General features: G+C 72.6%; 20 protein-coding genes. 15 read left to right on the top strand and 5 right to left on the bottom strand.

All coding sequences use genetic code 11. The features are described 5' to 3' along the window. The 4 genes from ACFYOV_RS26965 to ACFYOV_RS26950 form a co-directional block, all read left to right on the top strand. Positions 1–272 (top strand): alpha-glucosidase C-terminal domain-containing protein (locus tag ACFYOV_RS26965; protein WP_352165888.1); only part of this gene is annotated, 272 nt, incomplete at its 5' end. A 28-nt stretch (positions 273–300) separates the two neighbouring features. After that, positions 301–1,659 carry a maltokinase gene (locus tag ACFYOV_RS26960; RefSeq protein ID WP_389091686.1) on the top strand — a complete coding sequence of 453 codons (1,359 nt, stop codon included), beginning with the start codon at positions 301–303 and terminating at the stop codon, positions 1,657–1,659. Positions 1,660–1,663: 4 nt separating this feature from the next. After that, complete coding sequence (gene glgB, locus ACFYOV_RS26955; protein ID WP_389091684.1) at positions 1,664–3,892, top strand: 1,4-alpha-glucan branching protein GlgB; 2,229 nt, start codon at positions 1,664–1,666, stop codon at positions 3,890–3,892. A gap of 106 nt (positions 3,893–3,998) precedes the next feature. Beyond that, a complete protein-coding gene (locus ACFYOV_RS26950) occupies positions 3,999–5,087 on the top strand; it encodes a glutamate--cysteine ligase (RefSeq protein ID WP_389091681.1) in 1,089 nt (362 codons plus the stop codon). Between the two features lie 76 nt (positions 5,088–5,163). Here the strand turns inward: ACFYOV_RS26950 and ACFYOV_RS26945 are convergent, their stop codons facing one another. Next, positions 5,164–5,397, bottom strand: coding sequence for a DUF6480 family protein (locus ACFYOV_RS26945; protein WP_389091678.1), 234 nt, complete (start codon positions 5,395–5,397; stop codon positions 5,164–5,166). A gap of 152 nt (positions 5,398–5,549) precedes the next feature. Between ACFYOV_RS26945 and ACFYOV_RS26940 the strand changes: the two genes are divergently transcribed. Then, on the top strand, positions 5,550–7,454 hold the full coding sequence (locus tag ACFYOV_RS26940) for an AMP-dependent synthetase/ligase (protein WP_389091676.1): 1,905 nt from the start codon (positions 5,550–5,552) through the stop codon (positions 7,452–7,454). A gap of 153 nt (positions 7,455–7,607) precedes the next feature. On the opposite strand, the gene ACFYOV_RS26935 is transcribed toward ACFYOV_RS26940, so the two are convergent. Next, a complete protein-coding gene (locus tag ACFYOV_RS26935; protein ID WP_389091673.1) occupies positions 7,608–7,895 on the bottom strand; it encodes a DUF4190 domain-containing protein in 288 nt (95 codons plus the stop codon). Between the two features lie 140 nt (positions 7,896–8,035). Continuing rightward, complete coding sequence (locus ACFYOV_RS26930; protein WP_389091672.1) at positions 8,036–8,212, bottom strand: hypothetical protein; 177 nt, start codon at positions 8,210–8,212, stop codon at positions 8,036–8,038. Between the two features lie 246 nt (positions 8,213–8,458). Here ACFYOV_RS26930 and ACFYOV_RS26925 point away from each other — a divergent pair, with 246 nt between their 5' ends. After that, complete coding sequence (locus ACFYOV_RS26925) at positions 8,459–8,893, top strand: ATP-binding protein (protein WP_389091669.1); 435 nt, start codon at positions 8,459–8,461, stop codon at positions 8,891–8,893. A gap of 28 nt (positions 8,894–8,921) precedes the next feature. On the opposite strand, the gene ACFYOV_RS26920 is transcribed toward ACFYOV_RS26925, so the two are convergent. Together ACFYOV_RS26920 and ACFYOV_RS26915 are read right to left on the bottom strand one after the other, a co-directional pair. Next, on the bottom strand, positions 8,922–9,413 hold the full coding sequence (locus ACFYOV_RS26920; RefSeq protein WP_389091667.1) for an ATP-binding protein: 492 nt from the start codon (positions 9,411–9,413) through the stop codon (positions 8,922–8,924). A 98-nt stretch (positions 9,414–9,511) separates the two neighbouring features. Further along, positions 9,512–9,883 carry a PRC-barrel domain containing protein gene (locus tag ACFYOV_RS26915; protein ID WP_389091664.1) on the bottom strand — a complete coding sequence of 124 codons (372 nt, stop codon included), beginning with the start codon at positions 9,881–9,883 and terminating at the stop codon, positions 9,512–9,514. 462 nt (positions 9,884–10,345) lie between these two features. Here ACFYOV_RS26915 and ACFYOV_RS26910 point away from each other — a divergent pair, with 462 nt between their 5' ends. The 9 genes from ACFYOV_RS26910 to ACFYOV_RS26870 all read left to right on the top strand — a co-directional run bounded on the left by ACFYOV_RS26910 (position 10,346) and on the right by ACFYOV_RS26870 (position 24,306). After that, positions 10,346–14,620 carry a HAMP domain-containing protein gene (locus ACFYOV_RS26910; protein ID WP_389091663.1) on the top strand — a complete coding sequence of 1,425 codons (4,275 nt, stop codon included), beginning with the start codon at positions 10,346–10,348 and terminating at the stop codon, positions 14,618–14,620. 112 nt (positions 14,621–14,732) lie between these two features. Continuing rightward, positions 14,733–17,195, top strand: a complete 2,463-nt coding sequence (locus ACFYOV_RS26905; RefSeq protein ID WP_389091660.1) for a SpoIIE family protein phosphatase — start codon at positions 14,733–14,735, stop codon at positions 17,193–17,195. A 274-nt stretch (positions 17,196–17,469) separates the two neighbouring features. Beyond that, complete coding sequence (locus ACFYOV_RS26900) at positions 17,470–17,868, top strand: STAS domain-containing protein (protein ID WP_389091657.1); 399 nt, start codon at positions 17,470–17,472, stop codon at positions 17,866–17,868. Positions 17,869–18,141: 273 nt separating this feature from the next. Then, positions 18,142–19,041 (top strand): STAS domain-containing protein, encoded by a 900-nt coding sequence (locus tag ACFYOV_RS26895; RefSeq protein WP_389091655.1) that lies wholly within the window; start codon positions 18,142–18,144, stop codon positions 19,039–19,041. Beyond that, positions 19,038–19,457 (top strand): STAS domain-containing protein, encoded by a 420-nt coding sequence (locus ACFYOV_RS26890; protein ID WP_389091653.1) that lies wholly within the window; start codon positions 19,038–19,040, stop codon positions 19,455–19,457. Before ACFYOV_RS26895 ends, ACFYOV_RS26890 begins: the two co-directional genes overlap by 4 nt. Continuing rightward, positions 19,457–19,897 carry an anti-sigma regulatory factor gene (locus ACFYOV_RS26885; RefSeq protein WP_389091702.1) on the top strand — a complete coding sequence of 147 codons (441 nt, stop codon included), beginning with the start codon at positions 19,457–19,459 and terminating at the stop codon, positions 19,895–19,897. Before ACFYOV_RS26890 ends, ACFYOV_RS26885 begins: the two co-directional genes overlap by 1 nt. Next, entirely contained in the window at positions 19,897–20,961 is a 1,065-nt protein-coding gene (locus ACFYOV_RS26880) for a SpoIIE family protein phosphatase (protein WP_389091651.1), read from the top strand. Before ACFYOV_RS26885 ends, ACFYOV_RS26880 begins: the two co-directional genes overlap by 1 nt. Further along, on the top strand, positions 20,958–22,691 hold the full coding sequence (locus tag ACFYOV_RS26875; RefSeq protein ID WP_389091649.1) for a PP2C family protein-serine/threonine phosphatase: 1,734 nt from the start codon (positions 20,958–20,960) through the stop codon (positions 22,689–22,691). The genes ACFYOV_RS26880 and ACFYOV_RS26875 overlap by 4 nt, the downstream gene beginning before the upstream one ends. 241 nt (positions 22,692–22,932) lie before the next feature. After that, on the top strand, positions 22,933–24,306 hold the full coding sequence (locus ACFYOV_RS26870) for an NAD(P)/FAD-dependent oxidoreductase (RefSeq protein ID WP_389091647.1): 1,374 nt from the start codon (positions 22,933–22,935) through the stop codon (positions 24,304–24,306). Positions 24,307–24,445: the final 139 nt, after the last annotated feature.

Genomic DNA, 24,445 nt, shown 5'->3' with positions numbered 1-24,445 from the left:
ACACCGAGCTGCCCTCCTCCAACCCCGCGGTCCTCGCCTTCCTGCGCGAGTACGAGGACGACCTGGTGCTCTGCGTGAACAACTTCTCCCGCTTCTCCCAGCCCACCGAGCTCGACCTGCGCGAGTTCGACGGACGCCATCCGGTCGAGCTGTTCGGCGGTGTCCGCTTCCCGGCCATCGGCGAATTGCCGTACCTGCTGACCCTCGGGGGCCACGGCTTCTACTGGTTCCGGCTCACCCGAGTCGCATCCCGCATCGGCCGACGACTGTGAGCGTGCGCCGACGAGAGGAGGCGTCACCATGACGAAGACCGCATTCCTGCGCCCGCGAAGCGCGCCCGCCGAGCCCATGGAGTCGCTCGCCGGGCTGCTGCGCGAGTGGCTGCCGCGGCAGCGCTGGTTCGCCGGCAAGGACCGACCCGTCACCGAACTCGGTGTGCTGTCGATGACGGAGCTGTTCCCGGGCTGTCTGCACGTGCTGGTCCACGCCGGGAACGGCGGTGTCCCCGCACCCGGAGGCACGTCCCCCGCCGGTGACTGCTACCAGCTCCTGCTCGGTGTGCGCGAGCACCCGTCACCGCGCCTGGGCCGGGCCCTCATCGGCCGGGTGCAGGACGGCCCGCTGGCCGGGCTCACGGTCTACGACGCCCTCTACGACCCGCGGGCGGCACAGCTGCTGCTGGAGCGGCTGCGGCTGCCCGGCTCGGCGGGCCCGCTGCGCTTCGAGAGCGACGCCTCCCAGCCCGTGCCCGCCGCCCTGGTGCCCCGGCTGCTGGACGCCGAGCAGTCCAACTCCTCGCTGGTGTACGGCGACGAGTACATCCTCAAGGTCTTCCGGCGCATCCAGCCCGGAGTCAACCCGGACCTCGAGGTCCCCGGCGCGCTGGCCCGCCAGGGCTGCCACCGGGTGCCCGCCCCGGTGGCCTGGTTCCGCACCACGCACCCCTTCAAGGCCACCCTCGGCGTGCTCCAGCCGTATCTGCGCGACGCGTCCGACGGCTGGACGCTGGCCCTGAACGCCCTGGCCGCCGGGGACGACTTCACCGCGCAGGCCCACGCCCTCGGCCGGGCCACCGCCGACGTGCACCTGGCGCTGGCCTCGGCCTTCCCCGTCGGCACGCCCGGCGAGAACGGGCGCACGGCGGCCGCGATGACCGAGCGGCTGACGGCGGCGGCGCACTGCGTGCCGGCGCTCCAGCCTTTCGTGCCGGGGCTGCGGGCCGCCTTCGCCGCGCTCACCACCTGTGACGCCGGACCGCCCGCCCAACGCATCCACGGCGACCTGCACCTGGGTCAGGTGCTCCGCGCGGGCCGCGAGTGGTTCGTCATCGACTTCGAGGGCGAGCCGTCCCGGCCGCTGTCGGAGCGGCGCAGCGCCCACTCCCCCGTGCGGGACATCGCGGGGATGCTGCGCTCCTTCGACTACGCCGCCCGCCAGCGCCGTCCCTGGCGCCCGGAGTGGGCGCGTCGTTGCCGCGAGGCCTACTGCGCGGGCTACGCGGCCCGGGCCGGCTGGGACCCGCGCAAGAAGCACGGCCTGCTCCGCGCCTACGAGACGGACCGGGCCGTGTACGAGGTGCTGTACGAGGCCCGGCACCGACCCGACTGGCTGCCCGTACCCATGGCGGCGATCGAGCGCCTCGCCGTGAGAGGAGACTGAAGCCGTGGCCCTGCGTGACACCACCCCGCTTCCCGAACCGGCCGGGGCCGCCCCGTCCGCCCCCGCGGCGCACGGGACCGCGCCCGCGCCGGATCCCACCGACCGCGGGCGCCTGCTGGCGGGCGCCCACCACGATCCGCACGCCCTGCTCGGTGCCCACCCGGTGCCCGGCGGGGTCGCCTTCCGGGCGCTGCGCCCCTTCGCCCGCGAGGTGAGCGTGGTCGTCGACGGCGAGCGCACCCCGCTCGTGTCGGAGGGCGACGGCCTGTTCTCCGTCGTGCTGCCCCTGGACACGGTCCCCGCGTACACGCTTGCGGTGGCCTACGGGGACGACGAGGCCGTGGAGGTGCACGATCCGTACCGGTTCCTGCCGGCGCTAGGGGAGTTGGACCTGCACCTGATCCGCGAGGGCCGGCACGAGGAGCTGTGGCGGGCCCTCGGCGCGCACCCCATGACGCACGAGGGCGTGCCCGGCACCCGTTTCACCGTGTGGGCGCCGAACGCGCAGGGCGTGCGGGTGGCCGGCGACTTCACCCACTGGGACGGCACCGCCTTCCCCATGCGTTCCCTGGGCTCGTCCGGCGTGTGGGAGCTGTTCCTGCCCGGCATCGGCGAGGGCACCCGGTACAAGTTCGAGATCCATTCCCGCTACGGCCACCGGTTCCTCAAGGCCGACCCGATGGCGCGCCGTACCGAGGAGCCGCCGAACACGGCGTCCGTGGTGACCGCCTCCCACTACGAGTGGGGCGACGCCGACTGGCTCGCCCGGCGCGCCGCCACGCCGGTGCACGAGGCGCCGTTCTCGGTGTACGAGGTGCATCTGCCGTCCTGGCGCCCCGGACTGACGTACCGCCGGCTGGCCGAGGAACTGCCCGCCTACGTGAAGGACCTGGGCTTCACGCACGTCGAGCTGATGCCGGTCGCCGAGCACCCGTTCGGCCCGTCCTGGGGCTACCAGGTCACCGGCTTCTACGCGCCCACCGCGCGGCTCGGCTCGCCCGACGACTTCCGGTACCTGGTGGACGCGCTGCACCGGGCCGGGATCGGCGTGATCATGGACTGGGTCCCGGCGCACTTCCCCAAGGACGACTGGGCACTGGCCCGGTTCGACGGGGATCCGCTGTACGAGCCCGGGGACTCCCGGCGCGCGGAGCACCCGGACTGGGGCACGTACACCTTCGACTTCGCCCGCACGGAGGTGCGGAACTTCCTGGTGGCCAACGCCGTCTACTGGTGCGAGGAGTTCCACATCGACGGGCTGCGGGTGGACGCGGTCGCCTCCATGCTCTACCTGGACTACTCCCGCGAGGACGGTCAGTGGGAGCCCAACGCGCACGGTGGCCGGGAGGACCTGGCGGCGGTGGCGTTCCTCCAGGAGATGAACGCCACCGTGTACCGGCGCTGCCCCGGTGTGGTGACCATCGCGGAGGAGTCGACCGCCTGGGGCGGGGTGACCCGGCCCACCGACACCGGCGGCCTGGGCTTCGGCCTGAAGTGGAACATGGGGTGGATGCACGACTCACTGGAGTACGTCTCCCACGAGCCGGTGCACCGCAAATACCACCACCACGAGATGACCTTCTCGATGGTGTACGCCTACAGCGAGAACTACGTGCTGCCCATCTCGCACGACGAGGTGGTGCACGGCAAGCAGGCGCTGGTGTCCAAGATGCCGGGCGACTGGTGGCAGCGGCGGGCCAACCTGCGCGCCTACCTGGGCTTCATGTGGGCCCACCCCGGAAAGCAACTCCTGTTCATGGGACAGGAGTTCGCCCAGGGCGCGGAGTGGTCGGAGAAGCACGGCCCGGAGTGGTGGCTGCTGGAGGACGACTACCACTCTGCCGGCGACCACCACGGGGTGCGGGACCTGGTGCGCGATCTCAACGCGCGCTACCGGGCGACCCCTGCGCTGTGGCAGCGGGACACCGACCCGTCGGGCTTCCGCTGGGTCGCGGTGGACGCGGCCGAGGACAACGTGTTCGCCTTCCTTCGCTACGACGCCGAGGGCCGGCCGCTGCTCGCGGTGTCGAACTTCTCCCCCGTCGTCCGGCACGGCTACCGGCTCGCCGTCGGCGACGACGTGGTCGCCTGGGAGGAGATCCTCAACACCGACGCGGCTCGCTACGGCGGCGGGGACGTCACCAACCCGGACCCGGTCAAGCCCGAGGACGGCTGCGCGACGATCACCCTGCCGCCGCTCGCGACCGTGTGGCTGGCGCCGTCCGCTCTGTGAGAACGCCGCGGCGCCGCCAGGTGTCCGACGCCCCCGGCGGGGCATTCGACGTCGTACGGCCGAGACCGGTACGGCGTCGCGGCAGGTCACAGAAAGGCGGCATCACGTGCGCACCGTCGGAGTGGAGGAGGAACTCCTCCTGGTCGATCCGGAGACCGGCGAACCACGGGCGATGTCCGCGGCGGTGCTCGCCCGCGCCGTCCGGCAGGACGCGGACCAGGACGTCTTCGAGAAGGAACTCCATGAGCAGATGCTGGAGTTCGCCACACATCCGCAGTCGTCCATGGAGAGCCTGCACGCCGAGATCGTCCGCTGCCGCAAGGAGGCCGCCGGGCACGCGGAGGAGATCGGCTGCACGGTCGCCGCGCTGGCCACCTCCCCGCTGCCGGTCAGTCCGGCCATCGGCGTCAACCGGCGCTACCAGTGGATGGAGAGGCAGTACGGCATCGCCACCCGCGAGCAGCTCGTCATGGGCTGTCACGTGCACGTCTCGGTGGAGTCCGACGAGGAGGGCGTGGCGGTCGTCGACCGGCTGCGGCCCTGGTTGCCGGTGCTGGCGGCGCTCAGCGCGAACTCGCCGTTCTGGCAGGGCAAGGAGTCGGGGTACGCGAGTTACCGCAGCCGGGTGTGGCAGCGCTGGCCGTCCGCCGGGCCCACCGAGATCTTCGGCTCGGCCGAGCGGTACCACCGGCGGGTCGCGGACATGGTGTCCACCGGCGTCATCCTCGACGAGGCGATGATCTACTTCGACGCGCGGCTGTCCCAGACCTACCCGACGGTGGAGATCCGGGTCTCCGACGTCTGCCTGCACGCGCGGACGGCGGGACTGATCGCCACCCTGGCCCGCGGCCTGGTGGAGACCGCCGCCCGTGAGTGGCGGGCCGGCCGGGAGCCGGTCGACCACAGCGTGAGCCTGCTGCGGCTCGCGGCCTGGCAGGCGGCCCGCTCCGGGCTCACCGGCGAGTTGCTGCACCCCCGTACCATGCGCCGCATGCCCGCGGAGACGGTCGTGCGGACCCTGCTGGACCACGCCGCAGAGGCGCTGGAGGACCACGGCGACCTCGAGCGGGCTCGGGAGGACTGCGCCGCGCTGCTGCGCGAGGGCAACGGGGCACAGGTGCAGCGCGAGCTGATGGAGCGCACGGGCAGCCTCCGGGACGTCGTCACCGAGTGCGTCCGGCACACCCAGGGGTGACGCGTCCCGTCGGCACGTCGGTCTCTCGGACAGTGAGGACTCTCGGACGATGAGGACTCTCGGACGATGAGGACTCTCAGACGATGAGGACGATGGCGTAGGCCAGGAAGAAGGCCGCGATCAGCACCACCAGGAGCAGGATCACGGTCATCGGCCCCTTGGCCCAGCCCTTGGGGGGATTGTGGGTCTCCCGGGGGCCCGCCTCGGGCATGCTGCTCTCCGCGGGCGGGGTCTCGCCCGGGGGTACGCCGCCGCCCGGTTCGAGGCCGGTGCTGCGTTCGGGTTCGGGATCAGGATTGACGTGGCTCATGGTCCCCGGGTCCCCCGAACCGGCCGAGATCATCAGTGCGGGCACACTTGCGCGATCCCGGCCCCGCAGCGCTCCGGCTCGACTACATTCAGGCACCGCCGATGACGGTGTTCGTCGGCCGAGTCACCGCCCGTACACGTCAGGAGCAGTGCATGCGCGACCTCGCTCTCGCTCCCCCATCCGCCTCGCCCCTGACCGGCGGCCTCGCCGACAGTCTCTTCGAGACGGCGGCCGAGAGCCCCACCCTGCCGATGCTGGCCCGGCGCCCCACGGCGTCGTCGACGGCCTGGGAACGGATCACCGCGGCCGAGTTCCGCGACGAGGTCGTGGACCTGGCCAAGGGCCTGATCGCGTCGGGGATCGCGCCGGGCCGGCGGGTGGCCGTCATGGCGCGCACCCGGTACGAGTGGACGGTCCTGTGCTACGCGCTGTGGACCGTCGGCGCCGAGGTCGTCCCCGTGTACCCGACGGCCTCGCGCGACCAGGTGGAGTGGATCCTGCGGGACGCGGGCTGCGTCGCCGTGGTGGTCGAGGACGAGCAGGGCGTGATGACCGTCGGATCGGTCTGCGCCTCGCTGCCGCTGCTGCGGCACGTCTGGCAGCTGGACGCGGGCGCGCTGGACGAGCTGGTCGCGCGCGGGCGGTTCATTCCACCGGCCACGGTGGACTCGATGCGCCGGATCGTGCTCCCGGACGCGTCGGCCGTCGTCGCCTACACGTCGGGCACCTCGGGCCGCGCCATGGGCTGCGCGCTGAGCCACCGCGGTCTGGCCGCCCCGTGCGACACCCTCCTGGCGGGCTGGGGCCACACCGCGGCACCCCCGGGTGAACAGGGCACCGTCCTCGCCTTCCTGCCGTTCTCCCACGTGTACGGGCTGATGATCCAGGGGCTGTGCGTGCGCGGCGGTCTGCTGATGGGGCACGAGCCCGACCTCGGCGGGGATTCGCTGTCCTCGGCGCTGCGCACGCTGAGGCCCACGTATCTCCACGCCGTGCCGTCGCTGCTCGAGAAGATCTACAAGAACTTCCTGCGCACCGCCCAGCAGTCGGGACGCGGCACGCTGTTCGAGCGGGCGGCCGACACGGCCCGGGACTTCGCCGCGGCGGTGGAACGGCACCGGCTGGGCCGCGGCCCCGGACCCGGCTTCGACCTGCGGTTGCAGCACGCGCTGTACGAGCGGACGGTGTACCGCCGGCTGCGGGCCGCGCTGGGCGGCAGGGTGCGCCGGGCCACTTCCGGCGGGTCGCCGCTGAGCCGGGACCTGTCGCTCTTCTACGAGGGCATCGGCATCTACGTCCACGACGGGTACGGGCTGACCGAGACCAGTGGCGGGGTCACCATGCAGCCGTTCGGCCGGGAGAAGTCCGGCACGGTCGGCAGGGCCCTGCCGGGCACGGAGATCCGGGTGGCCGAGGACGGGGAGATCCTGGTGCGCGGTCCGTCGGTCTTCCAGGGCTACGTGGGCGACCCGGCCGCGACCCGGGCGGCGCTGAACGACGGCTGGCTGGCCACGGGCGATCTCGGCCGGCTCGACTCCGACGGGTATCTGACGATCACCGGCCGCAAGAAGGACATCATCGTCACCAGCAGCGGCAAGAGCGTGGCGCCGGCCGCGCTGGAGCAGAGGCTGCGGATGCACCCGCTCATCCACCAGGCCGTGGTCGTGGGCGACAACCGCCCCTGCGTGGGTGCCCTGATCACGCTGGACCCGGACTTCCTGACGCACTGGCGGGCGGCCCTGTCCCTGCCGGGCGACGCGCCGCTGCGGGAGGCGCGGGAGGAGAACGCGCTGCGCGAGGAGGTGGCGCGGGCGGTGGCCGCGGCCAACAGCAGTGTCTCGCCCTCGGAGTCGATCCGGGTGTTCCGGGTGCTGCCGGAGCCGTTCGACGTGAGCAACGGGCTGCTGACCCCGTCGATGAAGCTGCGCCGCGACGAAATAGTGCGGCACTACGCGCTGGAGATCGACGCCATGTACCAATCGCGTGCGCGCCGCGGGCGGGCACCGGCGCCACCGCAGTCGCCGGACTGGGACGACTCCGACAACGTGTTCCGCTGAGCGCCCGGCGCGCGGAAGGGGCGCACACCCACTCCCACGGGTGTGCGCCCCTTCCATGTGCGCCGGACGGCGCACTGCCGGACGATGCTCTGCCGGACGGCAGCACTGCCGGACGACGAGGTCGCGCCCGACGCGGTCCCGGACCGGTCGCGGTCAGCCGCCCAGGTACCAGCCGAAGCCGCCGTTGGCGGCGGACACGGCGAGCATGACGGCGAAGAGGACCAGGTCGACGATACCGAGGACGATACCGGCCTTCGCCATCCCCGCCCCGCCCTTGGCCGGTGCCTGACGCAGGCCGACGAAGCCCAGCACGATCGCGACGGGCCCGAGGATCACGCTCGCGAAGAGCAAGCCGATGATTCCGCAGCACAGGCTCGCGATGGCCAGACCGTTGGTGCGCGAACCGGAAGAGGCGGCAGGGGAACTGCCGTAACTCGTCATCAGGATCTCCCGCTCTCGGGTGGTGGGATCACGGCGCGTTCCACCGTGGAACGCGCCGGTGTTTCTCTGCTTCTCCGAGTGCCCGTCACATCCCTGCACATTCCGGCTCATTGACGGAAATGCAGGGCATTCCGGTGGGATCAGCGGCGCCGTCCCCGGGCGGTCCAGCCGCCGCCCACTCCCGCGACGTGCAGGGCCAGGGCGAGCAACCCGAGCAGCATGACGTTGGTCGAGGAGAAAACGTCGTTCGTCGAGATGTCCGCTGCATTGATCAGAAACGCGATGAAAAACAGAACCGCCGACGCCATGGCGAGCATGGGTCCTCCATTCCACGAAGTGATCGGTCATGTTCACGGAAACCGAACCGCTGACAACGCGTCTGCCCCCGTTCCCGAGCCGCAGCCCCCGCACCCCGGTCCCGGCCCGCCGGTGAGCGGCGTGTTTGTCGTTCACCGCTCTCGGGCATGCGGGCGCGTAGGCTCCGCCGGCACGGGAACCCACAGACGGAGGAGACGCAGGGGGAAGGACGACAGCCCCGTGAGAGCCGGGGCCGGGAAGGCGAGATGGCAACCGAGCCGCGTAGGGACAAGACACTGGCTGCCGAGGAGATCACGAGCCGCGTCGCCAGCTTCCCAGGGGAGCTGCACGACGTCACCGACGCACGCCTGGTCGCGGAGGAGTTCCTCTTCGACCTGGCCCGTGTGTCGGCGCCGTCCGCGCCGGAGCACTGGGACGACATACTCCTGGTGGTGACGGAACTGGCGGCCAACGCGGTGCAGTACGCGCCGGGCCCGTTCACGTTGAAGCTGCGCCGCACCTTCGACGGTGTGCACGTGATGGTGCACGACACCAGCACCACCGAACCCGCCCCGCGCCCCTTCCATCCGAGCCGCGGCGGGGGCGGCATCGGCTGGCATCTGATCCACACGCTGTGCGACCAGGTCAGCGTCGTGACCGACGACCACGGCAAGGACATTCACGTCTTCCTGCCCTGGTGAACCTCCGGGGGCCGCACGCGCCCCGGGCTCAGCGCCCGCCGGAGGGCATCTCGGGCGCCTCGCGCAGCGGGACCAGCACACTGATGGTCTTGCCGCCCCCCGGGCGACGCCGAATGTCGACGTCCTTCGCCAGCCTGATCACCAGGGGCCAGCCGTACCCGCTGACCCGGTGCCCGGCCGGCAAGGACACGGAGCCGCGGGCGGCCTCGGGAATCACGTCGCTGTTGTCGTGCACGGCGATCCGCACGCCCTCCGGGGTCGTCAGGGCGTCGAAGCCGGCCAGCCCGTCGCCGTGCCGGATCGCGTTGGTGACCAGTTCCGAGACGACCAGCGACAGGTCGATCATGTCCTCGTCGCGCGGGACGCGGCCCGCGGCCGCCCACTGCGTGCGCACCGTCGACTCGGCGTGCGCCCTCGCGCTCGCGGCGCTGCCCACCGGAAGGAGCGGCTCCCGCTGTCCCTGCGGGTCGCCGGACGCGCCACCGAGCCGCGCGGGGCCCGTTCCGTCGGTCACATGCATGTCGTTGGTATCCCTGGATGTCGCGAGCGAGGTCCGCCGCGCGGCACGGCGCCCGGCCGCCGCCTGCGCGGCCGGACCCGGTCGGCGCGACGCGGCGCTCACCCGGTGGCGGTCTCACGCGGCGGCAGTCGGTGATAGTAGTCGCCGACGCTCGCGAGGTACTCGGGGTCCATGGTCTCGCTGTCGGTCCGGAACCGGGGCGCGGCCTTCACCTCCGCCCGGGTGCAGGCCACCGTGATCCGCCGCTCCCCGTGGTGCATGCCCGCGACCACCCCGACCGGCACGAGCACGCTCCGGCCGAACACCCAGACACCGGTGTCGACGACCAGGTGCCGCATGCCGTGGTGCTCGGCCTGCCGGTCCACGTGGCCGATGGTGCCGTCACTCGCGACGACGGTGTAGCCCGTCAGGTCCTGCGTCCGGACATGGTCCAGGTCCGGCGCGTACGACCAGATGCTGTCGATGGGCACGCTGTTCCTTGCCTCCCCGATGAGTGACGGATCCCCGTGGGCGGGCGGGCCCCGTACGGATCGAGCGGTACGGCCCACCCCGCTCCACAGCAGCAAATACCCGGCTCCCGCAGGCGCATTCGGCGGGCGCGGCCCCGAACCGGGCCGACGGCGCCTTTACGCCACCGTCCGCTTCCCGGGCACCGGCGGGCCGCCGTCGCGCCCCGGCCGAAAATGGTGCCGGGTACCCCCCTTCGGCCGGGGTATGCACCGACCTCGCGGTTTTGCCACCTGCGATTTCCACACAGTCCAGCGCTTTGTTCCGCGCTCGGGACCTGGGTTAGCCTTCAGCGTATTTCTCATCGGGCAGGTCCGTGAAGTGCGGAAATGCACATGTATTTGCCGGGCCGGGGGACGGCCCGGTGGGGAATTGTCGAGTTCTCGGGTACCCGAGAACTCCTGGGGATCGGAACGAGGGTGCGCATGGCCAGCGACGGCACCGACGAGGTGGACGCGGTGCGGGGCGACCAGGAGCTGCTGCAGCTCTTGGCGGGACTGACCGCGGTCCGGGACGGTGACTTCGGCACCCGGCTCCCGGACGACGGGGACGGTCTCCTGGGGGACATCGCGAAGGTCTTCAACGGCATGGTGGACCAGTTGTCCGTGTTCACCTCCGAGGTCACGCGCGTGGCCCGGGAGGTCGGCACCGAGGGCACGCTGGGCGGTCAGGCCGAGGTCCCGGGGGTCTCGGGCACCTGGGCCGACCTGACGGACTCCGTGAACGCCATGGCGGGCAATCTCACCTCGCAGGTGCGCGACATCGCGCAGGTGGCGACGGCGGTGGCCAAGGGCGACCTGTCGCAGAAGATCGACGTGCCGGCCCGCGGCGAGATCCTCCAGCTGAAGGAGACCGTCAACACGATGGTCGACCAGCTGTCCGCCTTCGCCGACGAGGTCACCCGCGTCGCCCGCGAGGTCGGCAGCGAGGGACGCCTCGGCGGCCAGGCGCAGGTTCCGGGGGTGGCCGGGGTCTGGCGCGACCTCACCGACTCGGTGAACCACATGGCGGGCAACCTGACCGGCCAGGTCCGCTCCATCGCCCAGGTGACGACCGCGGTGGCCGAGGGCGACCTCTCACAGAAGATCACGGTCGACGCCCGCGGCGAGATCCTGGAGCTGAAGAACACCATCAACACGATGGTCGACCAGCTCTCCGCCTTCGCCGACGAGGTCACCCGCGTCGCCCGCGAGGTCGGCACCGAGGGACGCCTCGGCGGCCAGGCGGACGTGAAGGGCGTCAAGGGCACATGGCGCGACCTCACCGACTCGGTGAACTTCATGGCGGGCAATCTCACCGGCCAGGTCCGCAACATCGCCCTGGTGGCGACCGCCGTCGCCAAGGGCGACCTCTCACAGAAGATCACGGTCGACGCCCGCGGCGAGATCCTGGAGCTGAAGAACACCATCAACACGATGGTCGACCAGCTCTCCGCCTTCGCCGACGAGGTCACCCGCGTCGCCCGCGAGGTCGGCACCGAGGGACGCCTCGGCGGCCAGGCGCAGGTGCGGGGCGTGTCCGGCACCTGGAAGGACCTCACCGACAACGTCAACGTGATGGCGTCGAACCTGACCGGTCAGGTCCGCTCCATCGCCCAGGTGGCCACCGCCGTGGCCCGGGGCGACCTGTCGCAGAGGATCACGGTCGAGGCGGCGGGTGAGGTCGCCGCGCTGGCCGAGGTCATCAACACGATGGTCGACACGCTGTCGGCCTTCGCCGACGAGGTCACCCGCGTCGCCCGCGAGGTCGGCACCGAGGGACGGCTCGGCGGCCAGGCGCACGTACCGCACGTGGCGGGCACCTGGAAGGACCTCACCGACAACGTCAACTCCATGGCCAACAACCTCACCGGCCAGGTGCGCAACATCGCGCTGGTGACGACCGCCGTGGCCCGGGGCGACCTGTCGAAGAAGATCGACGTCGACGCGCGCGGCGAGATCCTGGAGCTGAAGACGACCATCAACACGATGGTCGACCAGCTCTCCGCCTTCGCCGACGAGGTCACCCGCGTCGCCCGCGAGGTCGGCACGGAGGGACGCCTCGGCGGCCAGGCCGAGGTGGAGGGCGTGTCCGGTACCTGGAAGCGGCTGACGGAGAACGTCAACGAGCTGGCCGGCAACCTCACCCGGCAGGTCCGGGCCATCGCGGAGGTCACCAGCGCCGTCGCCGAGGGCGACCTGACGCGCTCGATCAACGTGGAGGCCTCCGGTGAGGTCGCCGAGCTCAAGGACAACATCAACTCGATGGTGGAGTCCCTGCGCGAGACCACCCGGGCCAACCAGGAGCAGGACTGGCTGAAGTCCAACCTCGCCCGTGTCTCGGGCCTGATGCAGGGCCACCGGGACCTGCCCGTGGTGGCCGAGCTCATCATGGACGAGCTGGTGCCGCTGGTGTCGGCCCAGTACGGGGCGTTCTACCTGGCCGAGGAGGGCATGGACGGGCCCGAGCTGCGTCTCGTCGGCTCCTACGGCTATCCGGACGGCGACCGGCCGGTCCGCATCCCCTTCGGCCGCACCCTGGTCGGCCAGGCGGCGCGCAGCCGGCGCGCCATCACGGTGGACGAGCTGCCGCCGGACTACGTGACCATCTCCTCCGGGCTCGGGGAGGTCGTGCCGACCGCGCTGGTGCTCCTGCCGATCGTGGTCGAGGGCCAGGTCCTGGGTGTGATCGAGCTGGCGTCGGTGACCCGGTTCACGCACATCCACCGGGACTTCCTGGAGCAGGTGATGGAGACCATCGGGGTCAACGTCAACACCATCGTGGCCAACGCCCGCACCGACGAGCTGCTGACCGAGTCGCAGCGCCTGACGGCCGAACTCCAGGAGCGCTCCGCCGAGCTGCAGGTGCAGCAGGAGGAACTCCAGCGCTCCAACACGGAGCTGGAGGAGAAGGCCTCGCTGCTGGCCGCGCAGAACCGCGACATCGAGGCGAAGAACCTCCAGATCGAGCAGGCCCGGCAGGAACTGGAGGCGCGGGCCCAGCAGTTGTCGCTGGCCTCGAAGTACAAGTCGGAGTTCCTGGCCAACATGAGCCACGAACTGCGCACCCCGCTGAACAGCCTGCTGATCCTGGCCCAGCTGCTCGCCCAGAACCCCTCGCGCAACCTCACCCCCAAGCAGGTGGAGTACGCGCAGATCATCCACTCGGCGGGCTCGGACCTGCTCCAGCTGATCAACGACATCCTCGACCTGTCCAAGGTCGAGGCCGGAAAGATGGACGTCAGCCCGGAGCGGGTCGCGCTGCGCCAGCTCATCGAGTACGTCGAGGCCACCTTCCGGCCGATGACGATGCAGAAGAGCCTGGACTTCACGGTGACCACGGCCCCCGGCGCTCCCGCGGACCTGCTCACCGACGACTCCCGGCTGCGCCAGGTGCTGCGCAACCTGCTGTCCAACGCGGTGAAGTTCACCGAGCGCGGCGGTGTGGAGCTGCACATCGAGCCCGCGGCGGACGAGGAGGTGCCCGAGAGCGTCGTGCGCGGCGGCGCGGTGGTGGCCTTCCGCGTGAAGGACACCGGCATCGGCATCCCGGAGCAGCACCTGGAGACGATCTTCGGCGCCTTCCAGCAGGCCGACGGCACCACGAGCCGCAAGTACGGGGGCACCGGCCTCGGTCTGTCGATCACCCGGGAGATCGCGCAGCTGCTCGGCGGCGCGGTCACCGTGGACAGCACCCCGGGGACGGGCAGCACCTTCACGCTGTACCTGCCGGTGGCCCGGCCGGACTTCGAGGAGTTGGGACGCGGCCGCCTCCCCGGCCGGGAGACCGCCTCGACGATCCCGGACGCGCCGGCCCGCACCGCCCCGGCGATCGAGGCCCCGGCCGGAGGCGGCGGGCGTGCGCGGCGGTTGCTCGTGGTCGAGGAGCGGCCCCGTGGGCTGCTGACCCTGGTCGCGGAGAGCGTGGTCCAGGACGTCACGCAGGGCCGGGCCGGCAGCGCCTCGCGGCCCTCGGTCGACATCATCACCGCGGTCGGCGGCCAGGAGGCGGCCGGCGCCCTGGCGGCCGAGCCGTGCCACTGCGTCGTACTGGACCTGAGCGTGGCGGAGGGCGAGGCCAGCCGGTTCCTGGAGGCGATGCAGGGCGACTCGGCGCTGGCGAGCGTGCCGGTGCTGGTGCACAGCGGTCACCGCGCGGACGCGGACGCGGAGGCGTCGCTGCGGGAGCGCTCAGCGGGCACGGCGCTGGAGTTCCTCTCCAGTCTGGACGAGCTGCGCGAGCGCATCACCCTGCACCTGTCCGCGGAGGAGCCCGGGGACGTGCTGTCCCTGGTGCGCCCGGAGGAGACGCAGCGGCCCGCCCCGCACCCGGTGGTGGACGACTCGCTGTCCGGCCGCACGGTGCTCGTCGTCGACGACGACGCGCGCAATCTCTTCGCCCTGAGCGGGATCCTGGAGCTGCACGGGTTCCGGGTCCTGCACGCGGAGAACGGCCGCAAGGGCATCGAGACGCTGGTGAACAACACGGACGTGGCACTGGTGCTGATGGACGTGATGATGCCGGAGATGGACGGCTACGCCGCCACCGCCGAGATCCGCACGATGCCCCAGTACGCCGAGCTGCCCATCATCGCCGTGACCGCCAAGGCCATGCCCGGGGACCGGGAGAAGAGCATCGCCTCGGGCGCCACCGACTACGTCACCAAGCCCGTCGACGCGCAGGACCTGATCGCCTGCGTGCGACGCTGGATGCCGGCATGAACCGTGCGAGAACGACGGCGCGCCCGGTCCCGCCCACCGGCGGGACGGGGCACCGGCCGCCCCTCCCCTTCCGCGCCCCAGGGCACCACCGCCGCCGAGGAGCATTCGCACCGTGAGCATCACCGAGCATCCGGGCGAGCCGCACCGCGGTGAGCCGCGGCTCGACCCCTCCGTCCCGTCGCCGCCGTCCGCGCCGGTCCCCTCCGCCCCGGCGGGGCCCGCCGGCGTGGCCGCCGCCTCCCCGGTGGGCAGGCTCGCGGCCACCGTGGACCGGCTCAGCCGCGAGGTGCGGGCGGCGCAGGCGGAGGCCGAGGGGCGTGCCCTGATCGAACTCGCCAAGGGCATCCTCGTCGAGCGTCTCCAGTGCGGTCCCTCGCAGGCCGCCCGCCAGCTCGCTGAACTGGCCGAGCAGGCCGGGACGACCCAGCTGGAGTTCGCGGTCGAAGTCATCAATCAGGCGGCCCGGGACCGGATGTCGGAGGTGACGGACGCCTTCCTGGCCGCCACCCGGGCGGTCGCCGAGGCCCGCGCCGAGGCGGAGTCCGAGTCCGCCGCGGTGCGGCTGCGCGCGGCCGAGAGCGGGGCGCTCGCGGCGGACGACACGCAGGCCGTCGCCGCGTCCCTGCTGGAGCAGGCGCTGCGTCCGCTCGGCGCGACGGCGGTGGCCATCTGGGCGGCGGGCGCCGACGGTTCGCTCACCCTGGCGGGCAGCGCCGGCTTCTCCCCGGCCGAGGCGGCACGCTGGCACTACGTCCCGCCGGACGTGGCGACGGTGGCCCGGTGCGGTCTCACCGAACGCGACGGCCTGTGGATCACGTCGCTCGCCGAGACGGGCCTGCCCAGTGTGGGCCGCCACCACCACCCCGAGGGCGGCCGGGCGGCCGTGCCCGCGGGCACCGGGGGGCGGGTGCACGGCGTGCTGGAGATCGCGTGGCCCGCACCGCTGCCCGAGCAGCCGCCGCAGATCGTGCGTCAGGTGGAGGCCCTGGCCGAGCTGTGCGCCCACACGCTGGAGACGTACACGATGCCCGGCGGCGCGGCCCGCGAGCCGCGGGTACTGCCGGACGCCGCGGAGCTGATGGACCTCGCCGACGGCCTGCACGACCCGGCGCTGGTCCTGGTGCCGCACCTGGACGGCTCCGGCAACCTGGTCGACTTCCGCATCCAGCACGTCAACGGCCGGTTCCTCGACCCGGCCGGCCGGCCGCGCGCGATGGTCAACGGCTCCCTGCTGCTGGAGGCCTACCCGATGGCCGCCGGGCAGAGCGAGCTCTTCCAGCGGATCGAGCGGGTGTACGCCACCGGCGAGCCCTTCCGGGCCCGGCGCATGAACCTGACCGCGCTGGTCGACCAGGTTCCGCTGTCGGCGGTCGCGGACATCAGCGTGAGCCGGCACGGCTCGAGCGTGCTGTTCATCTGGCGCATCGAGGACGAGGCGGCCCGCCTGGCGAGCCTGCTCCAGCACGCCCAGCGGCTGGGCCGGATCGGCGGCTTCGAGGAGAACCTGCTCACCGGCGACATCACCTGGAACGAGCAGCTTTTCGACCTGTACGGGCGCCCCACGTCGGCCGCTCCGGTACGGCTGGAGGAGCTGCCCGCGCACGCCCACCCGGACGACGGCGTCACCATCCGCCGGTTCCTGCGGACCCTGCTGCACCATCGCCGGCCGGCCTCGGCGGCGTTCCGGCTCCAGCGGCCGGACGGGGTCACCCGGCACATCCGGCTGGTCGCCGAGCCGGTCCTGGACAGCGACGACCGGCTGCTCACCGTGCGCGGCGCCTACCAGGACATCTCGGCCCAGCACTGGACCGAGGTGGCCCTGGCCGCCACCCGCGACCAGCTCGCGCACACCGAACAGCACGCCAGCGAACGCGACCGGCTGGCCCTTCAGTTGCAGCACGCCATCATGCCGCCCACCCATGCCCCGCTCCAGGTGCCCGACCTCTCCGTGGCCGTCCGTTACCGTCCGGCCGAGGCCGAGCAGCTGGTGGGCGGCGACTGGTACGACGCCGTGGTGCTGCCGACGGGGCGGGTGCTGCTGTGCGTCGGGGACGTCGCGGGCCACGGCATCGAGGCGGCGACCAGCATGGTGGTCCTGCGCAACGCGCTGCGCGGCCTGGCCGTCACCGGCGCCGGACCCGGTCAGCTGCTGTCCTGGCTGAACATCGTCGCCCACCACCTGACGGGCGCGGTCACCGCCACCGCCGTGTGCGGCCTGTACGACCCCGACCGCAACACCCTCAGGTGGGCCCGGGCCGGCCATCTGCCGCCGGTGCTGGTGCGGGACAGCAAAGCCGCCCCCCTGCCGCTGGTCGGCGGCATGCTGCTCGGGGCGGTGCCGGAGGCGTCGTACGAGGAGGCCGAGCTGCAACTGGCCGACGGGGACACGCTGCTGATGTACACGGACGGCCTGATCGAGCGGCGCGACCGCTCCGTGGAGGAGTCCCTGACACATCTGCTGTCCACCGCCTCCACGGCACCGAGCACGCTCGACCAGCAGTTGGACCGGCTGCTCACCTACAGCCGGTCGGACACGGACGACGACACCTGCATCATCGGCATCCGGGTCGGCTGAGGCGGCGGTGCGCGGACGTGGCGGGAGGCGCCGGAGCTGGGGCGAGGCATGACACGGGGATTCGGGGGTACGCGCGGCTGCGCGGTGAGACTCGGCCGACACGTGAGGAGCGCGGCATGGAACACGACGACGGGCTGCGCGGCCCGGCGCCACGGAAGCGTCGGCGCAGGCCGGAGCCCATGAGAGCGTGATCCTTCCCGCGCCCGGAGCGGCGTGCGCCGAACCCGCCCCTGGGGTGACCAGCCCCGGCCGTCAGCACCTGTTGGAGGTACTCGTGCCCATAGCCCAGAACCCTCTGTCCGTCGAGGTGACCCTGCCCCGTGAGGACGTCGCCCTGCTCAAGGTGGAGGGGTACTTGGACGTCGACACCGCGACCGAGTTCCAGCATCACCTGGCGAACCAGCTCCACCACGGCCGGCAGCACTTCCTGCTCGACCTGTCGGAGGTCCCGTTCATGGACTCCTCCGGCATGAACATCATCCTGCGCGTCTACCAGGAGGCCCGGGAACTGCCCGGGAGCGTCCACATCATCTCCCCCACGTCCGCCGTGCGCCGCATCCTGGACCTGACGGGGGTGAGCATCACCGTTCCGATCTCGGAGAGCGTCGAGGAGGCCCTGGCGCGCGTCGACGGATCGGCGGCGGGTCGGGAGGGGTCCCCGGAGGAGAGCTGAAAGGGCCGAGCACGCGGAGAGCCACCACGTCCCAGTGCCGGGCCGGTGGGCGCAGCGCGGCCTTCACGGGCCGCCCGCCACCGGCCGTCGCGCTGTTCGCCCGGCCGCCGCGGTGTCCGCGCGGGCTGTCACGGCCCGTGTCGCCACCGGTGCGGGACACGGTGTCGCACGAGGTCGACGCGTCGTTAGAGTGGTCGCCCGGCAAGGGTCACATCACCGTCTCGTTGCCTGAAGCGGGCTCGGTGCGACGCAACGATGATGAGGAGTAAGCAGGTGCCGGAGCACGAAGCGGGCGGGGCGCTCGACACGCCGACGCGCGAGATCAGCGACTTCCTGCGGCGCCGCCGTGAGCAGATCGCCCAGCGATGGGCCGACGAGCCGATGTTCCGGACGGTGTTCACCGTCTCGCGGGACGAGGCGGTGGAGGCGGGCAAGGCGGTCGTCGACGCGCTGGCCCAGGTCGCCGACGCGCAGCGGGTCGAGGACCCGGACGCCGCCGGGTTCACCACGGTGCGCGAGCAGCTGGCGCGCATGGGCGCGGCCCGTTCGCGGGCGGGGCTGTCCACCACGCAGGTGTCGAGCGAGCTGGCGGCCCTGTGGCCGCCGGTGGAGAACCTCCTGGTCTCCGACATGGACGGGGCGCGACCGGAATGGCTGCGGGAGTGCTCGACCACGCTGAGCGTGCTGATGGGCACGCTGCGCCTGGTGGCGATGCAGACGGCGCTGAGCGAGGGGCAGGCGCTCATCGACCGGCAGCGCCTGCAGCTGCTGGAGGTGGCGACCCCGGTGATCAAGCTGTGGGACGGCATCGTGGCGGTCCCGCTGATCGGGACGCTGGACAGCGCGCGCAGCCAAGTGGTGATGGAGACGCTCCTGAACGCCGTGGTCGAGCAGCACGCCCGGTTCGCCATCCTCGACATCACCGGGGTTCCGACCGTGGACTCGCTGGTCGCCCAGCACCTGATGAAGACGGTCGCGGCGGCACGGCTGATGGGCGCGGAGTGCGTCGTCTCCGGCATCCGTCCGGCGATCGCGCAGACCATCGTCCACCTCGGCCTGGACCTCGGCTCGGTACTCACCCGGGCGAGCCTGGCCGACGCGCTCGGATACTGCCTGCACGAACTGGGGGCCGACATCGTCAACGCCACGCCCACGGGTGCGGGTCTGCGGTGAGCGAGGGGTACTCCCGCCCCGTCGCGGGACACGTTCCGGTGCTCCGGCTCGGCGACCTGTTGCTGGTCACGCTCCAGGGGGACCTGCACGACAGCACGGCGCAGCAGCTTCAGCAGGACATCGCCGAGAGCATCACCGCGAGCCGGGTGACCGGGGTGGTCATCGACATCTCCGGCGTGGAGATCGTCGACTCGTTCCTCGGGCGGGTTCTGGCAGAGATCGCGGCGCAGGCCGAGCTGCTGGCCGCGCGGACCGTCGTGGCCGGCATGCGCCCGGCGGTCGCCATCACCCTGGTGGAGCTGGGGCTGACGCTGCCCGGGCTGCGTACGGCGCTGACCACCGAGGCGGCCATGGAGCTCCTCGCGCAGCCGATCGTGTCCTCCCGCTCCGGCGGCATGCGCCGGGAGAGTCCGTGATGCACACTGCCGCGGGCGTGGACGCCTGCCTGCCCATCCGGTCGGACATGGATCTGGTGTGGGTGCGTCAGCATGTGCGGCAGGCCGCCGCCCGGCTCGGTTTCGGCCTGGTGGACCAGACGAAGCTGGTCACCGCCGCCAGCGAGCTGGCCCGTAACACCCTGGTGCACGGCGGGGGCGGCCGGATGGAGGCGGCGCACGTCACCAGCGGCGGCGTCAGCGGGCTGCGGCTGACCTTCAGCGACGACGGGCCGGGCATCGCCGATCTCGAGCGGGCGCTGAGCGACGGCTACACCTCCGGCGACGGGCTGGGGATGGGGCTGGGCGGGGCCCGGCGCCTGGTGCACGACTTCCGGGTCGAGAGCGCTCCGGGGGCGGGCACCACGGTGCGGGTCACCTCGTGGGTGGGCAGGCCGCCGCGACCGCGCGAGGAGGTGTGATGCCGCGCGTCTGGGACGTGCCGGTCCGGGACTCGACCCGCGTGCGGGACGTCCGGGTGGCGGCGGAGGACGCGGCCGCGCTGGCCGGGTTCGACGAGCGGCGCACCGCGGCCGCCGCGCTGGTGGCGACCGAGCTCGCCACCAATCTCCTCAAGCACGCGCAGGGCGGCCAGGTGCTCATCGAGGTCGTGGACCCGCCCGCCCTGCCAGAGGGCCGCGTGGCGCGTGCCGTGCAGATCGCGGCGCTCGACCACGGGCCGGGGATCACCGATCTCCCGGCCGCGCTGCGGGACGGGTTCACCACGACCGGCTCGCTGGGCGCCGGCCTCGGCACGTGCCGGCGCCTCGCCGACGACTTCGGCCTGCACAGCGTGCCCGGCCGGGGGACGGTGGCGGTGGCCCGGGTGGTCACGGGTGAGGCGGACGGCCCGGAGAGGGGTGCGGCGGGGCTGCTCCCGGTACGCGCCGGTGGGGTCAACGTCCCCTACTGCAGGGCGGACCACTCGGGCGACGCCTGGGGCTGGGTGCGGGCCGGCGACCGGCTGACGCTGCTGCTGGCCGACGGTCTCGGCCACGGTCCCGAGGCGGCACGCGCCTCGGGCGCGGCCGTCGAGGCGGTGCGCCGCTGGGCGCATCTCGCGCCCGCGGAGTCGCTGCCGCGGCTGCACGAGGCGCTGTCCGGCACCCGGGGCGCGGCCGTGGCGGTGGCCCAGGTCGACACCCGGGCGGGCCGACTGAGGTTCGCCGGCATAGGCAACGTGGGCGCCCGGCTGCGGGTGGGTGACACGTGGCGTGCGCTGCTGTCCAGGCCCGGCATCGTCGGCGCCCACCGGCCGGCCAGGATCCGGGAGGACGACGTCGCCTGGTCGGCGGAGAGCCTGCTGATCCTGCACACCGACGGTCTGCCCAGCCGCTGGACCCCGCCGTCGGGGGTGGATCTGTCGGCGGTCGACCCGGCGGTGACGGCCGCCGTGACGATACGCGACGCGAGCAGTTCCGCGAGCCCCGTGCGGGACGACACCGCCGTCGCCGTACTGTCCCCCACCCCGCCGGACCGCCGATGACCAGAACCTGGCAGATCACCACCGTCTCCGACGCGGCACGCGCCCGGATCGCCGTGGCGCGGCTGGCCGCTGAGTACGGCGTGCCGACCGTGGACCGCGCCCGACTGGCCGCCGCGCTCAGCGGCCGGCTGCGACAGTGCCTCACCAAGGGCGGCACCTGGCTGCTGACCCTGGAGGTGCCGCGTTCCCGCGGCGCGGACGGGCGGTTGTACGCCGTGGTGACGCCGTCGCCGGGTTCGGGCGCCGACGGGGAGACGCCGTGGGAGGTGACGGTCGTCTGCCCGGAGCCGGGCCGGTCGCCCGACGGCGACCCGGTGACGGAAGATCCGGCCGATCTGTCCGAGGGGCTGCTGGGCGCCGACGAGGACACGGCCGTGGTGCTGGACAAGCTCGCCGAGCAGGAGGAACTGGTCGCCTTCCACCGGGAGGAGCTGCACCAGACCAACCAGGGCGTCCTGGCTCTGCACGCCGAGCTGGACGCGGCGGGACGGGCCCAGCGGGAGGCGTTCGCCGCCGAGCGCAGGGCGCGCAACGAGGCGGAGAACGCCCGTCGCCGGCTGACGTTCCTGGCGGACGCGAGCGCCGTGCTGAACGCGTCGCTGAACCACGACGAGATCGTGCGCCGGCTGGCGGAACTGCTGGTGCCGCGGTACGCCTTCAGCGTCGACGTGTGGCTGTTCGACAACGACGGGGAAGCGCACCTGGACGCCCAACGGCGCGCGTCGCGTCCGGCGGCGGCCGTCCGCGCCGCCCGCACCGGGCGCCCGCAGTACGCGGCCGACCGTCCCGGCGGTCTGCCCGGGGTCGACGACCAGCCGCCGTCCGCGCTGGATCCCGCCCGGCCGCTGCTGTGCATCCCGCTGCTGACGCGCCGGGCGCCGCTGGGTGTGCTGACCCTGTCGCCGCCCGGCGACCGCTGGGACCCGGACGACGCCGTGATGTTGATCGAGCTGGCCCGACGGGCGGGCATCGCCATCGACAACGCCCGTCGCTTCGAGCACAACCGGGACATCGCCGAGACCCTCCAGCGCGCCCTGCTGACGGACCTCCCTGCCATCGGCGGTCTGAGTCTGGCCGCGCGCTACCTGCCGGCCACGCACGGACTGAACATCGGCGGTGACTGGTACGACGCCTTCCGCCAGCCGGACGGCGGCCTGATCACGGTCGTCGGTGACGTGACCGGGCACGGACTGCACGCGGCCGTGATGATGAGCCAGTTGCGCACCGCGCTGCGCGCCTACGCCGTCGACGGCGGCAGCCCGGGCCTGCTGCTGACGCGGCTGCACAACTTCCTGCACCACCTCCAGCCGGACCTGTACGCCACGGCCGTCATCGCCCGCTTCCACCCGGACGAGCCCACCCTGACCTGGGCCGCCGCGGGCCATCCGCCGCCGGTGCTGCGGCTGCCCGACGGGCGGGTGCGCATCCTGGACGCGAAGCCGGGTGCGATGCTGGGCATCCCCCTGAAGCAGCGGATCGCCGACCACACGGAGCGGCTGGCGCCCGGGGCGACGCTGGCCCTGTACACGGACGGGCTGGTGGAGCGCCGGGCCCAGGGCATAGACCCGGGCATCGGGCGGCTGGCCGCGGCGCTCGGCTCGTTCGGTTCGGCGGAGCTGGACACGGACCTGGCGGGCTCGGCGGACGGCATCCTGAAGCCGCTGCTGAGCGATTCCGAGCGGGACGACGACGTCTGCCTGCTGCTGTGCCACTTCCGCGGGAAACGGTGACCACATCGGGGCCCTCCCCCGTTGCCGGGCGGTGACCACCGGGTTCCCGATGCGCTGCGGCACCGGTGCGGGCATCGTGGTGCTGAAGGTGTCCGCCCGCCCGCCGGGCCCGGCACGTTCACCGGGCCGCCGGCGGGAGATCGAGCCGCGAGGGATCAAGGGGGGTGCGAAGCGGCGATCCAGGGGCACGCGGAAGGCGTTGGCGTTCGAGGCGGTCCCCGCCTGGAGCCACAGGAAAGGGATGAACACCGTGACACGACCCAGGATCCTGGTGGTCGGTGCAGGCTTCGCCGGTGTGGAGTGCGTCCGCCGCCTGGAGCGCAAGCTCTCCCCGAACGAAGCCGACGTCACCCTGGTGACGCCGTCCGCCTACCAGCTCTATCTGCCGCTGCTCCCCCAGGTCGCCTCCGGCGTGCTGACGCCTCAGTCGATCGCCCTCTCGCTGCGCCGCAGCCGGAAGTACCGCACCCGGATCATCCCCGGCGGGGCCATCGGGGTGGACCTGAGGGCCAAGGTCTGCGTCATCCGCACCATCACCGGCCGGATCGTGGACCAGCCGTACGACTACATCGTGCTGGCGCCCGGGAGCATCACCCGCACCTTCGACATCCCCGGGCTGACCGACCACGCGTTCGGGATGAAGACGCTGGCCGAGGCCGCCTACGTCCGTGACCACGTCATCTCCCAGCTCGACCTCGCCGACGCCAGCCAGGACCCCGCCGAGCGTGCCTCGCGCCTCCAGTTCGTGGTCGTCGGCGGCGGCTACGCGGGCACCGAGACCGCAGCCTGCCTGCAACGGCTGACGCACGCGGCCGTCAAGCGCTACCCGCGCCTCGACCCGGCGCTCATCAAGTGGCACCTGATCGACATCGCGCCCAAGCTCATGCCCGAGCTGGGCGAGAAGCTCGGGCGCAGTGCCCAGGAGATCCTGACCAGGCGCGGCATCGACATCTCCCTGGGTGTCTCCGTGGAGAAGGTGGCTCCCGAGGAGGTCACGTTCACCGACGGCCGGGTGATCCCGACGCACACCCTGATCTGGACCGCGGGTGTGGTCGCGAGCCCGCTGATCGCCACGCTCGGCGCGGAGACCGTCCGGGGCCGGCTCGCGGTCACCGAGAACATGTGCCTGCCCGGTCATGACGGGGTGTTCGCCCTCGGTGACGCCGCCGCGGTGCCCGACCCGGTCAAGGGCGAGGGCTCCGTGTGCCCGCCGACCGCCCAGCATGCGACACGGCAGGCCAAGCGGGTCGCCGACAACGTCATCGCCACCCTGCGCAACCAGCCGATGCGGCCCTACACCCACAAGGACCTCGGACTCGTCGTCGACCTGGGCGGCCGGGACGCGGTCTCCAAGCCGCTCGGAGTGGAGCTGCGGGGCCTGCCCGCCCAGGTGGTGGCCCGCGGATACCACTGGTCGGCGCTGCGCACCAATGTCGCCAAGACCCGGGTGATGACCAACTGGCTGCTGAACGCGGTCGCCGGCGACGACTTCGTCCGCACCGGCCTGCAGGCCCGCAAGTCGGTCAGGCTGAAGGACCTGGAGCACACGGGCCTCTACATGACGCCGGAGCAGGTCCGGGCGCACGTGGCGCAGACGGGCCGGTTGCCGGGGTGACCGGGGTCCGGGCGGCAGGAGCGGGCGCCGGTCCGCCGTGCGGGCACCCGGCCGGCCGCGTGATCCTGTGCACCGGGCCGGCCGCGGCACGTTGCGGGGCGCGGCGGGACAGCGGCATGGCGGGAGAGAGCGCGCCGGC

Source organism: Streptomyces sp. NPDC005931, assembly GCF_042871235.1.
Classification (GTDB): Bacteria; Actinomycetota; Actinomycetes; order Streptomycetales; family Streptomycetaceae; genus Streptomyces.
Note: the sequence above shows the minus strand (reverse complement) of the source record. Positions and strands in the feature narration are given on the sequence as shown.